At 37.0% G+C, this 12,869-nt stretch carries 12 protein-coding genes; 9 read left to right on the forward strand and 3 right to left on the reverse strand.

Annotation, left to right across the window (positions count from 1 at the left end):
• Window positions 1-194 precede the first annotated feature (194 nt).
• The 6 genes from HU235_RS14665 (at window position 195) to HU235_RS14690 (ending at window position 7,497) form a co-directional block, all read left to right on the forward strand.
• A complete protein-coding gene (locus tag HU235_RS14665) occupies window positions 195-1,205 on the forward strand; it encodes a LacI family DNA-binding transcriptional regulator (RefSeq protein ID WP_145580773.1) in 1,011 nt (336 codons plus the stop codon).
• Window positions 1,206-1,533: 328 nt separating this feature from the next.
• Window positions 1,534-2,802, forward strand: a complete 1,269-nt coding sequence (locus HU235_RS14670; protein WP_174880666.1) for an ABC transporter substrate-binding protein — start codon at window positions 1,534-1,536, stop codon at window positions 2,800-2,802.
• Between the two features lie 73 nt (window positions 2,803-2,875).
• Entirely contained in the window at window positions 2,876-3,802 is a 927-nt protein-coding gene (locus HU235_RS14675; RefSeq protein WP_174880667.1) for a carbohydrate ABC transporter permease, read from the forward strand.
• Complete coding sequence (locus HU235_RS14680; RefSeq protein WP_145580815.1) at window positions 3,802-4,632, forward strand: carbohydrate ABC transporter permease; 831 nt, start codon at window positions 3,802-3,804, stop codon at window positions 4,630-4,632. Before HU235_RS14675 ends, HU235_RS14680 begins: the two co-directional genes overlap by 1 nt.
• Window positions 4,633-4,691: 59 nt before the next feature.
• Window positions 4,692-6,005 (forward strand): alpha-glucosidase/alpha-galactosidase, encoded by a 1,314-nt coding sequence (gene melA / locus HU235_RS14685; RefSeq protein WP_095300018.1) that lies wholly within the window; start codon window positions 4,692-4,694, stop codon window positions 6,003-6,005.
• 241 nt (window positions 6,006-6,246) lie between these two features.
• The gene (locus HU235_RS14690; protein ID WP_174880668.1) at window positions 6,247-7,497 is read left to right on the forward strand and encodes an MFS transporter; all 1,251 of its coding nucleotides are present in this window, start codon (window positions 6,247-6,249) and stop codon (window positions 7,495-7,497) included.
• Window positions 7,498-7,724: 227 nt separating this feature from the next.
• Here HU235_RS14690 and HU235_RS14695 read toward each other — a convergent pair whose 3' ends face one another.
• Together HU235_RS14695 and HU235_RS14700 are read right to left on the reverse strand one after the other, a co-directional pair.
• A complete protein-coding gene (locus HU235_RS14695; protein ID WP_174880669.1) occupies window positions 7,725-8,732 on the reverse strand; it encodes a DUF3231 family protein in 1,008 nt (335 codons plus the stop codon).
• A 111-nt stretch (window positions 8,733-8,843) separates the two neighbouring features.
• Complete coding sequence (locus HU235_RS14700; protein WP_145580777.1) at window positions 8,844-9,614, reverse strand: class I SAM-dependent methyltransferase; 771 nt, start codon at window positions 9,612-9,614, stop codon at window positions 8,844-8,846.
• Window positions 9,615-9,769: 155 nt separating this feature from the next.
• Here HU235_RS14700 and HU235_RS14705 point away from each other — a divergent pair, with 155 nt between their 5' ends.
• The 3 genes from HU235_RS14705 (at window position 9,770) to HU235_RS14715 (ending at window position 12,266) form a co-directional block, all read left to right on the forward strand.
• Window positions 9,770-10,624 carry a LysR family transcriptional regulator gene (locus tag HU235_RS14705; protein ID WP_174880670.1) on the forward strand — a complete coding sequence of 285 codons (855 nt, stop codon included), beginning with the start codon at window positions 9,770-9,772 and terminating at the stop codon, window positions 10,622-10,624.
• A 48-nt stretch (window positions 10,625-10,672) separates the two neighbouring features.
• Window positions 10,673-11,383: a class I SAM-dependent methyltransferase gene (locus HU235_RS14710; protein ID WP_095300023.1), complete on the forward strand. Its 711-nt coding sequence runs from the start codon at window positions 10,673-10,675 to the stop codon at window positions 11,381-11,383.
• Between the two features lie 163 nt (window positions 11,384-11,546).
• On the forward strand, window positions 11,547-12,266 hold the full coding sequence (locus tag HU235_RS14715; RefSeq protein WP_145580780.1) for a YebC/PmpR family DNA-binding transcriptional regulator: 720 nt from the start codon (window positions 11,547-11,549) through the stop codon (window positions 12,264-12,266).
• Window positions 12,267-12,321: 55 nt separating this feature from the next.
• On the opposite strand, the gene HU235_RS14720 is transcribed toward HU235_RS14715, so the two are convergent.
• Window positions 12,322-12,810 carry a YndM family protein gene (locus HU235_RS14720; protein WP_174880671.1) on the reverse strand — a complete coding sequence of 163 codons (489 nt, stop codon included), beginning with the start codon at window positions 12,808-12,810 and terminating at the stop codon, window positions 12,322-12,324.
• Window positions 12,811-12,869 lie beyond the last annotated feature (59 nt).

Consider the following 12,869-nt stretch of genomic DNA (forward strand, 5'->3'; position numbering starts at 1 on the left):
GGATAGGGAATGTTTCTATAAGGCTTGATTTTAATTTATTATTTGAAAATATATAGTGAAAATTGCAAAAGATTTTACTAGTAAAAATCGATAAAAAAGGGTGTTGAAAGCGTTTCATTCCTTTGGTAACATCTAGGTATCTAGTAAATATTTAGTGATGAAAATGGAAAATAAATTGTAGTGGGGTTATAGCTATGACAACGATTAAAGAAATTGCAGCACAAGCGAATGTTTCAAGCTCAACCGTATCGAGAGTATTAAATAATGATCCTACGATTTCAGTAACGGCTGAAACAAGGAATCGAATATTAGAAGTTTCAAAGGAATTAGGCTATAAGACAGTGAGAAAACGGAAAACTGAGCAAAAACGAGCAAGAACAACAAGCCCTCGAATTGGAATCTTTTTAACACATACATTAGAGGAGCAAGAGGACGGAGTTGATGATCCATTTTTCACATCGATTAGACAAGGGGTCGAGAGTGAATGTATTAATAGAGGAATCTTTACGAATAAAGTCATTCGTTATGTAGAAAAGTGTGAACAAATAATTGATGAAATTGACGGATTAATTGTCATTGGCAGTATGGAGCTTAATGAGATACATCGGATTGAAGGATGTACAGATAATATCGTATTTATCGATGGCTCACCAAATGAGGATAAATATGATTCGATTGTGATAGATTTTGAAAAGGCGACGTTAACTGCATTAACACATTTATTAGAGCAGGGATATCAAAAAATTGGTTATATCGGTGGAAGGCTAAGAATGGCAGAGCAAATAATTGAAGATAAACGACATTCAACCTTTATCAAGAAGATGAAGTCAAAGGGGTTATATGATGAGGACTTTGTGTTAATAGGCGAATATACGATGACACAGGGGTATGAAATGATGAAGGAGGCGATAAAAAAAGGGAAGTTACCTGAAGCCTTTTTTGTTGGTAGTGATTCGATGGCGATCGGTGCTATGCGGGCAATCCATGAAGCGAACCTCAAAATTCCAGAGGATATCGCAATCGTTGGCTTCAATGACATCCAAATGGCTAGATTTGCAAGCACGCCATTAACAACCGTAAAGGTGTTTACTGAACAGATGGGACGATTAGGTGTACAAATGCTATTAGACCGTCTTGCTGGACGTGAATTACCACTTAAAGTCATCGTTCCAACAAAATTAATGCTTCGCGATAGCACGAAATAATAAATTTATTTCATTTAAGGAGGTGATGTGAAGGAAGGAAATCAGCATTTCAATTTTGATAAAGGGGGAAAAGATGCTTCAAAAAAAAGAAGATTAAAAAGTCCTCATTTCTAATTTTTCAATTTGGCAGAATTGAATTAATTAGAATGGAATACAAGACTTTTTAATCTAAAGTTTCCCGTTTGATAAGGGAAAAAAGAACTGCAAGTATAGTTTAAGGAATGGAAATGAAAAGCGCAAACATTATGCTTTTACTTACATCATTGTTCTTTTAGCAGCATGAGGCTGTTCAACTCATTCAACATCAAATGGAATGTGGGGGAAGAAAATGAAAAAGTATTTCAGTATGTTTATGGTTGTTATCGCTTTCACGATTGTAATAGCTGGTTGTTCAAATAAAGGAGCATCAAATGAAGCTTCAGAGGATGGAAAGACTACATTATCTTTATTTTTAACAATGTCAAATGAAGGGGAAAAAAAGGCAATAGAAAGCCTTGTTGCAAAGTTTGAGGAGGAAAACCCTGATATTAACATCGATTTAAATCTTCCAGGTGGAGATTATGAGGATATGCTACGAGTAAAAATGGCGGCAAATGATATGCCGGATTTATTTGATACACATGGGTGGTCACAGCTTCGTTATGGTGAATATGTGGCAGATCAAAAGGAAATGGATTGGGTTCAATACCTTGACCCTTCATTAAATGAAATCTTAAAGGATGATAGTGGAAAGGTTTATGCTTTCCCACTAAATCAAGCAAAGGACGGGATTACGTACAACGCAAATGTGCTAGAGAAATATGGAATTGAAGTACCGACAACATTAGATGAATTCATGACAGCTCTTGAGACAGTGAAGGAAAAAAGTAATGGCGAGGTTACACCTTTATGGATTCCAGGTGGTGATAAATTTACAATTGCCCAAATCTTTGATGAGCTTGCGACACCGTTATTGATCACTGATGAAGAAAATAGCTATGGTAAAGAGCTGGAGGATGGCTCGTTTGATTGGTCACTTTATACACCACTTGCCGAAGCATTAGTTGAGATGCAGGAAAAGGGCTTATTAAATGAAGATGTTCTTACGGCGAAGCTACAGCAGGCAACTGAATTAATCGCACAAGACAAAATTGCCTTTACTTTTGTTGCAGGCTCTTTAGGACCTGATGCAACGGAATTAAATCCGGAAGTGAAAATTGGAACAATGCCAGTTCCTGCTATCCATGAAGGAGATACACAAAGCTGGATTGGTGGAGAACGCCATACAATTGCGATCTGGAAGGATACGAAGCACCCTGAGGAAGCAAAGAAATTTATTGAATTTATGGCAAAGCCTGAAAATGTCACGATTATTGCAGAAGGAACATCTGCACCAGATGCGCTTACAAATGTTGATGCTGAAAACTATTTCTCTGAATACTACAAAAAATATGAAGCGATCAATGTTCAACCATATTTCGACAGAGTCTATTTACCAAGTGGCATGTGGGATGTTATGGCAACGACAGGCCAGGAGCTACTCGCAGGCACATTAACACCAGAGCAAGTATCAAAGACAATGGGAGAAGAATATACCCGCTTACGAAAGCAAAACTAATATTTTGTTACAAGGGTGGGGACAGTCCCCAATAAACACTGCCTCTTCATCCTTTAAATAAGGAGTGGAATGTATGGGTGAACTTGCATCAAAAACTGAACACTCAGTACAGAGGAAGCTGCAAAAGAGGAAAGGAACAAAGCAATCGTCACTCTGGTGGATGTATGTTCCAAGCTTTGTCGTCGTATTTTTATTCATCGTTTATCCATTTTTGAATGGAATCCAATTGTCATTTACAAATTGGAATGGCTTTTCGCAGAAATATGATTTTATTGGCTTTGAGCAATATAAGCGACTATTTACTGATCCGACAACATGGTTAGTTGTAAAAAACACATTGCTTTATGGGATAGGAAGTACGATTCTCCAAAATGTAATTGGCTTGCTTTATGCTTTGCTACTGAACCAAAGCATTCGAATGAAGGCTGTTACGAGAACGGTGATTTACTTACCTGTTATTATTAGTCCATTAATTATGGGGTATATCTGGTATTTTTTCTTTGCCTTTCAAGGAGGAGCCCTTAATGATGCATTGCAATTTTTCGGTATTGAGAAAATCAATGCTTTAGGAAATTCAGATTTTAATACATGGATTATCGTCTTTGTGAACACGTACCAATATGTTGGAGTAGCGATGATTATCTATTTAGCTGGTTTGCAAAGTATTTCAAGTGATTACTATGAGGCAGCGCAAATTGATGGTGCATCACCATTTCAGCAATTTAAACAAATAACGTTACCATTGCTCATGCCTTCCATCACGATCAATATGGTTATCAATATTATCGGTGGATTGAAATTATTCGATGTTATCGTTGCATTAACAGGGGGAGGTCCTGGGAATGCGTCACAATCTATGTCGACTTTTATGTACGATTTATATTTTCAACGGCAGGATGCAGGCTATGCGGCAACACAAGGTGTGTTCATGGCGATTATTATTCTTATTCTTAGCTTAGCTGCCCTTGTTTATTTTAGGAGCAAGGAGGTTGAGGCGTGATGAATCAAAAAATGAAGCGAAATCAATCGATATTAACGATTATATCGTTTCTCGTTTTGCTGTTTCATCTTGTTCCATTTTACATTTTAGTTACAACTGCGTTAAAAGCCAAAGGCGATTTTAGTTCAAAATGGGTCTTTCCAAGGGAATGGAATGTTCAAAATTTCAGTGAAGTATGGCATTCGGCAAATTTAGGTCCTGCCTTTGTAAATACGGCGATTATTACTGTGTTTTCTGCGCTATTGCTTATCTTTTTTGGTTCAATGGCTGCTTACCCAATGGCGCGTCGTCAAACGAGGTTAAATAAATTTTTCTATTATTTGTTCATTTCAATTATGATCATCCCGCCGTTAACAGCATTAGTCCCACTTTACAAACTGGTCGTAAATATTGGAATGATGAACACGTATGAGGTAGCAGTACTAAATAATGTTGCTGCATATATGCCATTAACGATTTTTCTATATGCTGGATTTATTCGCTCAACGATCCCGAAGGAATTAGAGGAAGCAGCAAAAATTGACGGTGCTAGCACATTAGGGACATTTTTTAGAATTGTGTTTCCGTTGTTAAAGCCTGTGACAGCGTCGATCTTAATCATTTCCTGTGTTTATATTTGGAATGATTATCAATTTGCGATTTTCTTCCTCCAGGATAAATCAATGCATACAATAACGGTGACCTTGGCGAGCTTTTTTGGTACAAATCAGAACAATTTAAATCTAGTAGCATCTGCAGCTATTTTAGCGATGTTGCCAATGACAATTTTATTTTTATTTTTACAAAAATATTTTATTGCAGGGCTTTCAGCAGGTTCTGTTAAAGGGTAGTTTTAAAGTTTACTATAAGGCAATCTATTTTTTGAAATGATCATATGGAGGAGATATTAATGTCTAAAATTACATTTATCGGTGCAGGAAGCACAGTATTTGCAAAAAATGTTTTAGGAGATTGCATGTTTGTTCCAGCGTTGGCAGGATTTGAATTTGCTTTATTTGATATCGATGCAGGTAGGTTAAAAGATTCAGAAAATATGTTAAACAATTTAAAAAATCATTATAACAGTACAGTGACGGTGAAGGCGTATTCAGATCGGAAAGAGGCGTTACGTGGAGCGAAATATGTCATTAATGCAATTCAAGTTGGAGGATATAAGCCAAGTACGGTTATAGATTTTGAGATTCCGAAAAAGTATGGGTTACGACAAACGATCGCGGATACGATTGGGATTGGAGGCATTTTCCGTTCACTTCGGACAATTCCGGTCATGCTTGATTTTGCGAAGGATATTGAAGAGGTTTGCCCTGACGCACTTTTCTTAAATTATACAAATCCAATGGCCACTTTAACTGGTGCGATGCTTCGGTATACAAATGTAAAAACAATTGGGCTATGTCATAGTGTCCAAATTTGTACAGAGCATTTGTTCCGAGATTTAGAGATGGATCATGAAGGAATTGAAGAGAAAATTGCAGGAATTAACCATATGGCATGGCTGCTTGAAATAAAGCGTGATGGTAAGGATTTGTATCCTGAAATTAAACGACGTGCAAGAGAAAAGCAAAAAACAAAGCATCATGATATGGTTCGCTATGAATTAATGGATAAATTCGGCTACTATGTGACAGAGTCTTCAGAGCATAATGCTGAATACCATCCGTATTTCATTAAAAGCAAGTATCCAGAGTTAATTGATAGATACAATATTCCGCTTGATGAATATCCAAGACGATGTGAGCACCAAATCAAAAGCTGGGAATCGATGCGCGATGAAATTGTCAATAATTCGCAGCTTACCCATTCTCGTTCACATGAATATGGCTCCCGTATTATTGAGGCAATGGAGACGAATGTCCCGTTTAAATTTGGTGGAAATGTCCTTAATACAGGCCGTCTTATTAGCAATCTACCGGAAAAAGCTGTTGTGGAGGTTCCATGTGTTGTTGACCGCAGCGGGATCATGCCAACGTACGTCGGTGATTTACCTGAACAGCTCGCTGCCTTAAATCGAACAAATATTAACACACAGCTATTAACGATCGAAGCAGCCATTACAAATAAACGTGAACACATTTACCAAGCTGCAATGCTAGACCCACATACAAGCGCAGAACTATCAATCGACGACATCATCTCCCTATGCGACGACCTCATCGAAGCCCACGGCCTAGCGGGGACAGTCCCCCAATACATTAAAGGGTGAAAGTGGGGGACAAAAAGTGGGGACAGTCCCCCAATATAGTAAAGCGTGAAAGCAAGTACTGATGTAATAAGCAATTGATGGTTAGACAGCCGCAATTTTTCGTTAAAGTAGGGGCAGTCCCCCTTAAAAGGGGGACTGTCCCCAAAAAAAGATAGACTATACTTATTTACATAATCGTATGATAATGGAAATGGAGATTTTTTCATATCATACGATTATTTTACGAGAAAGGTAGTAAGACATGGAAACAGTACAACAGCTTCAGCCTCAGAAGAAAACGATTTATTTGCCCTATTTTGTTATATTTGTTGGTTATTTAGTTTTTGGCTTTTCGGAAAATATTAAGGGTCCGGCGATTCCTCGCATTCAAGCAGATTTTGCGATTGATGAATTGCAAATTGGAACATTATTAGCGTTTAATTCGCTCGGCTTTTTGCTTGCATGCAGCTTTACAGGTGTGCTTACGTCGAAGTATGGGATTAAGCTTGCGAGTATTCTTGCATTTGGAACGATGGTTCTTTCAGGGGTACTTATATACATATCAAACAACTATCTGTTTTTCTCGGCATCTTACTTCTTAATGTATATCGGGAATGGATTACTAGAAATAGCACTTGCTATATTAGCGGCAAGAGTGTTCACGAAAAATACCGGATTTATGATGAATTTATCGCATTTCTTTTACGGACTTAGCTCAACAGCAGCACCGATTATGGCAGCTGGTTTGATGGGAGTGAATATGTTTGGTAATGAATTAGGCTGGCGCGGAATGTACTTTCTTATGCTAGCGTTATGTATCATCCCGTTAATCCCAGCCATTTATAGCAAATTCCCAAAAGATTCAGCAGCAGTTGAAGAAAAAATCCCGTTGAAGGTGTTTTTAAAGGATCGAGCAGCATGGCTTATCACCTTGATTCTTTCACTAGGGGTAATTGCAGAGCTCTCAATAGCAGGCTGGCTCGTTAATTTTCTTGAGAAATCGTATCATTGGAGTTCAACGTCATCATCTGTCATGCTGTCTGTCTTTTTCCTTTGCTTTATGCTAGGTAGATTATTATTAGGTTTTGTAACAGATAAAATTGGCTTTATGACTTCACTCATTATTTTTTCTGCTGTTGCCGGAGTTGCGACGATTGTTGCAACGATTCTTGGGCCAGCAGCGATTTGGTTATATGCTGTTGCCGGGTTTGGGATTGCCCCAATTTATCCGACTGTTATGGCTCTTTTAGCAAAACGATATCCAAATGGCATTGATGCAGCTATCTCCGTTACAGTAACATTAATGGGAATTGCCGTAGTAATTGGGAATTTCCTTATTGGAGCAATAATTGACGGAAGCAAAGACTGGTTTGCCTCAATCTATGGAAATGAAATTGGTGTCGTAAGAGGCTTCCAAATGGGTTTTATCTTTATTGGGGTATGTGCTTTATTATGTTCGATTTTTAGTTTATATTTGCATCGCTATTTAAGCAAAAGAAATGAAATGATGTAGACATTTTAAAGAGCTGACAGATTGATTTTTGTCAGCTTTTCATTTTTTATAAAATTTATTTAGGCTATGTTAACGCACTTTGTTTAATATAGTGAAAATTGCGAGACTCATGCCCATATCCATACCAATTACTCGCACCCCTCTGGAGCCTCAACCAATCTTAAAATCCCAATAATCCTTTAGAAAATGAAAAGAAAAGACCTGTCACAAGCAACAAATCAAATCGTTTATCCTTTTGCCAAGTCCTTTCGATTCGGTGCAGAAGGAGGCTCTTCAAACCAGCCATTATCAATCATAATGTTAGCACCATCAAGTGAAAATTCAGCAACCTCTATCATTAAACGGCTATATGAGGCAGCTAAATCCTTTCTCGTTGAGCCACCCATGCTCGCGCCATAATACCCCATCCCAGAATTAGTAAGGGCTGCAGTATGAAACATCATGAGCTTTTCGGAAAATGGCGGTTCCTTTGATGTTTCCGGTAAAATTTCAGAGGTCATTGGGGAAAGAATATTATCCTGACTTAATATTTTCGTAAAAACAGCACTGTGATGCTTGGCGATTTCTGCACCTCGAATCATATATTGACGAACTTCCTTTGATTGGGCAACTTGACTAAATCCTGTTAATAGAGCTGTTCCAAGTGTATTACGATATAAATTGAAAAATAAAAATGAAATTTCAATCGAAGTAAGCGGCCGCTGTTCACCAAACCAACCCGCAAGAAAATGTTGCTTATGGACAAACTTTGCCTGATTTGGATATGGAATATATGGTGCTCGTATAAAGAGCCCCTTTTCTTGCATAACATTACTTGTTCGATTAAATAATTCAGCAGAAGATTCTAAGCATGAAGTATAATATTCACGAATATCCATCCGAGAGGAAACAGGCAAAGCGACACTATAGCTATTTATTCCAGCAGATCCCATGTTTTGAATATAATAGAGCATAAATGAATCAGAAAATAATCTTTTTGCATTCACATTGACATCCTGCTCTGTAAAACCTAAAGGTATTGGGATCTTTTCATTAGAAAATATTTGTCTTATCACCTCAATATGCTTTTTTGACAAATCAAGTGCATATTCGAGAACAGCACGAACGTCTGGATCTTCAACATGATTTAAAAAATATGATATCGTACAAACTCCTAATGTATCATTTAAATAGGAAGTCCATAAAACAGACATTTCACTTGCTGTTAGTTTTATATGTTCGTGATTCATACCCATGGAAACTTACCTCCGTCTTTTGCGCCTAGAGATAATATTTCCAATTTTCATTCATCCTATTAAAAAAATATAATGGGGACTGTCCCCAAAGTTATAAAAAATGATAAATTATTATGACTCCTTAACACCAATAACACGAATTCTCCGATAATCAAGTATCCAATTTCCATCCTTATATAGGTTATCTCTCAATTTATCTTCAAGCTTATTTAACATTTCTGTTTTTATTGCTTCATCGATTCCGGTAAATAAATCAGTAGCAAACATCGTCATCCATTTTTTTATGCCGTCCTCTCCAGTCAATGGTGTTGGTCTTTCGAAAAGCTGGGCAAGCTTCACTGTAAATCCTGTGTCTTCCATTAACGTTGTATACTCAGAGATGCTCGGGAAGTACCAAGGATTATATTGAAGATTTTCCTCATAGCCATATTGAATAAGCAGTTCAAAAAACGCATCTGTTAAGGACTGAACATTTCCTTTACCACCAAATTCGGCAACAAAGCGTCCATTTTTCTTTAAGCTTTTATATATACAGGTTAAAGCCTTTTCAGGTGGTTTTATCCAATGAAGGGCGGCATTTGAAAACACTGCATTAAATTCATTGGAGAAATCCATGTCTGTTGCATCGCATGGAAAAAATGAAAGATTGGGGTATTTGTCCCTTGCTTGCTTAATCATATTTTCCGACTTATCAATCCCGATAACTTCGATTGAATCATTCGATAACGTGCTCGCTAAATCACCAGTACCACAGCCGACATCAAGTATTCTTTCTCCAGGGCGTGGTGCTAGCAGTTGAATCATACTCTCCCCATACATCGAAACAAATGAATGGCTATCATCATAAAGCTTAGCATTCCATTGGTCTTGTCTTGTTTTCATCGTATGAACGCACTCCTTTTTTTCTTTTATTTAAAAATCTCGCTTTTTTCATTGGCTATTTCTGTAAACATAAGTATACTTGAATCAATTAATAATGGATATTAACAAAAAATATTAAATTTAATAACGATTTGTTATTAAGGGAGTGAGTAATAGTGGACATTAAGTGGCTAAAGACGTTTGTTATTGGTGCTAAGTATGAAAATTTCCGCCAAGCATCTGAGGAGCTTTTTCTGACACAGCCTGCGATAACAAAACATATTCAACGACTTGAGCAATTGTTGCACGTCAAGCTTTTTGAACGGGATGGGAAAAACATCTATTTGAGCTCAGCAGGACATTCATTTCTACCATTTGCAAAGGAGCTTTTAAAAAAATACGAGCAGGGCTTAGGAGAATTTGAGTCATGGAAGCAAGGGTATAACCGTAAATTAACGATTGCAACAGCTCCACAAATTGCCTCTTCATTTTTGCCTCCGATCGTAAGGCAATTTGTTGAGGAATTTCCAAAGATTGAAATTATTATTAATGTCGTTAGCTCCTATGAGGTTGGGGAAGAGGTAAGCACTGGAAAAGCAGATATAGGGTTATCGAGAATATCTCCAATTCAAGCTAATATTCACTGTGAAAAAATTCATGAGGATAACGTTGTATTAGTTGCTCCATTTGGGGCTATAGAGCATGAGGAAGAGGTTTTAAAGAAATACCGAGTGATGACACATAATCACCCTGAGTATTGGGATGAGCTTTTACTTGATATTAAAAATAACTATCCATTTGTTCGCACAATGAACGTCAATCAAATGGAGATTACGAAACGCTTTATTGAACATGGTCTAGGTGTTTCCTATTTACCTTATTCGCTCGTTAAGCAGGAAATCGACATTAACAAATTTATTGCAGTCAAAAATGACAAAATTAATCAGCTTACATCATCTACATATGTTGTAACGAAGGTTCAAACGGATGAAGTAATCAATTTTTATCAAGTTTTGAAGGAGGCTTTTTAAGTTTTTTATTGAACAGATACATATCAAGACAAATGAATGAGGTGGAGCATGAAGCAAAAAATTATCGAAGCATTTAACGTTTTGTCTGTTGACTATGAATATCATGTGGATGAAAAAAGTGTTTACAATAGCGATTATGAACGACCAGCGATGATGAGACAGATTCCTACTGAGTTAGAGAATAAACATGTTCTTGATGCTGGCTGTGCCGCCGGATGGTATTCAGAGCAATTTATTAATAGAGGGGCTAATGTTGTTGCAATCGATAGCAGCCCTAACATGATTGAAGCGGCTAAAAGACGGCTAGGAGCAAATGCAACTGTATTGAATATGAGCTTAGAGGAAAAGCTTCCATTTGCAGACGCTACCTTTGATTACATCGTCAGTTCTCTTGTTCTTCATTACATAAAAGATTGGACATTCACCTTTCAACAATTTAAACGAATTTTAAAGCCGAATGGTATGCTGTTATATTCTGTCCATCATCCGTTTATGGACAGAAGGCTGTCTAAGAGTGATGATTATTTTACAACAGAATTAATCGTTGATAAATGGAAGAAGGGAGGAAAATTAGTTGAAGTCCCTTTTTACCGAAGACCACAGCAGGAAATCGTCAATACTACTTTAAAATATTTTTCATTAAGTGAGCTTATTGAGCCACAACCTACTAAATCATGTTATGTAAAAGAGCCAGACCAATATGAGAAATTAATGAAAAACCCGCATTTTCTTATTATAAAGGCACTGAATAATAAATAGAGTGAACTTTTTTCGCTAGTTAAACTCGGTACTTCTAATAAAAATGTTGTATAATAGTTTTTGTTAAAAGGTTGACCATCGTTTAGGTTTCCTTATTAAAGGTAAAGTGGCATAATGATGTCATGATGTATAGAAAGATACAATGAAGAAAGAGAGTGTTAATATGGGTCGTAAATGGAACAACATTAAAGAAAAGAAGGCGTCAAAGGATGCAAATACAAGTCGTATATATGCAAAATTTGGTCGTGAAATTTATGTAGCAGCTAAACAGGGAGAGCCAGACCCAGAATCTAATCAGGCTTTAAAAATCGTCCTTGAACGTGCGAAAACATACAGTGTACCAAAAACAATTATTGACCGTGCTATTGAAAAGGCAAAAGGTGGGGCAGAGGAAAATTATGATGAGCTTCGTTACGAAGGCTTCGGTCCAAATGGATCAATGGTTATCGTAGATGCCTTAACGAATAACGTAAATCGTACAGCTTCTGATGTTCGTGCTGCCTTCGGAAAAAACGGTGGAAATATGGGTGTAAGTGGTTCGGTTTCATATATGTTTGATGCTACAGCCGTATTCGGAATTGAAGGGAAAACTGAGGATGAGGTATTAGAACTTCTTATGGAAGCGGATGTAGAGGTTCGTGATATTATCGAGGAGGAAGATAATGTCATCGTTTATGCGGAACCTGATCAATTCCATGCTGTACAAGAAGCGTTTAAAAATGTCGGAATAACAGAGTTCACTGTTGCGGAATTAACGATGCTTGCACAAAATGATGTCACACTACCTGAAGATGCAAAAGAACAATTTGAAAAAATGATTGATGCTCTTGAAGATTTAGAGGATGTTCGTCAAGTTTATCATAATGTCGATTTAAGTGAATAAATCATAAAGAAGGGTCAGTCCCCAAACAATAGAGGGGGACTGACCCTTTCCTTCTTTATTCTTTTTCTGTTGTTTTTTTTGCAGCTTTAATCATTTCCTTAATATCATCATCGCTTGCAAATTCAGTACTGAAAGCTAGCTTCGGATTAAAACCGGTACGTTTTTTCTCGGTTCCCACTTTTTCATCATTTTGCACAGTTGTCCGAATACGATCTTGTAAAAATAAGTGAACGAAAACCTCAGCAACTGTAATAATAGTAGCTGAAATGATACTGCCCCAGCCAATTTGCACATAATTATCCAAAAGAATGCTACCAAAAATCCATACACTTAAATAAGTCAAAAGGAAATCTGCAACAGCAGCAGCACGTCTTCCTAATTGTGGCAAAATGATTCTGTCACCTAATACATAAGAAGCGACCGTAACAAAAAGGCTAAAGGAAACGATATCAACAAAGGTTGCATCAAAAAATAGGTCAAGTCCAAGTCCAAAGGCAATGAGACACGTAATGAATTTTATAATAAGAATTGTTAAATGGTTCATTTTTTTATAACCTCCTAAATTTAGTTTTACTAAAATGACAAAGGTTCATACCTATGGTG

The organism is Metabacillus niabensis, from assembly GCF_902829255.1.
GTDB lineage: Bacteria > Bacillota > Bacilli > Bacillales > Bacillaceae > Metabacillus > Metabacillus niabensis.

Excerpts from the sequence above, each read along its gene's own strand:
- HU235_RS14680 (WP_145580815.1), top strand. The coding sequence starts at position 3,802 with ATGAATCAAAAAATGAAGCGAAATCAATCGATATTAACGATTATATCG.
- HU235_RS14665 (WP_145580773.1), top strand. The coding sequence starts at position 195 with ATGACAACGATTAAAGAAATTGCAGCACAAGCGAATGTTTCAAGCTCA.
- HU235_RS14675 (WP_174880667.1), top strand. The coding sequence starts at position 2,876 with ATGGGTGAACTTGCATCAAAAACTGAACACTCAGTACAGAGGAAGCTG.
- melA (WP_095300018.1), top strand. The coding sequence starts at position 4,692 with ATGTCTAAAATTACATTTATCGGTGCAGGAAGCACAGTATTTGCAAAA.
- HU235_RS14695 (WP_174880669.1), bottom strand. The coding sequence starts at position 8,732 with ATGGGTATGAATCACGAACATATAAAACTAACAGCAAGTGAAATGTCT.
- HU235_RS14710 (WP_095300023.1), top strand. The coding sequence starts at position 10,673 with ATGAAGCAAAAAATTATCGAAGCATTTAACGTTTTGTCTGTTGACTAT.
- HU235_RS14700 (WP_145580777.1), bottom strand. The coding sequence starts at position 9,614 with ATGAAAACAAGACAAGACCAATGGAATGCTAAGCTTTATGATGATAGC.
- HU235_RS14670 (WP_174880666.1), top strand. The coding sequence starts at position 1,534 with ATGAAAAAGTATTTCAGTATGTTTATGGTTGTTATCGCTTTCACGATT.
- HU235_RS14720 (WP_174880671.1), bottom strand. The coding sequence starts at position 12,810 with ATGAACCATTTAACAATTCTTATTATAAAATTCATTACGTGTCTCATT.
- HU235_RS14690 (WP_174880668.1), top strand. The coding sequence starts at position 6,247 with ATGGAAACAGTACAACAGCTTCAGCCTCAGAAGAAAACGATTTATTTG.
- HU235_RS14715 (WP_145580780.1), top strand. The coding sequence starts at position 11,547 with ATGGGTCGTAAATGGAACAACATTAAAGAAAAGAAGGCGTCAAAGGAT.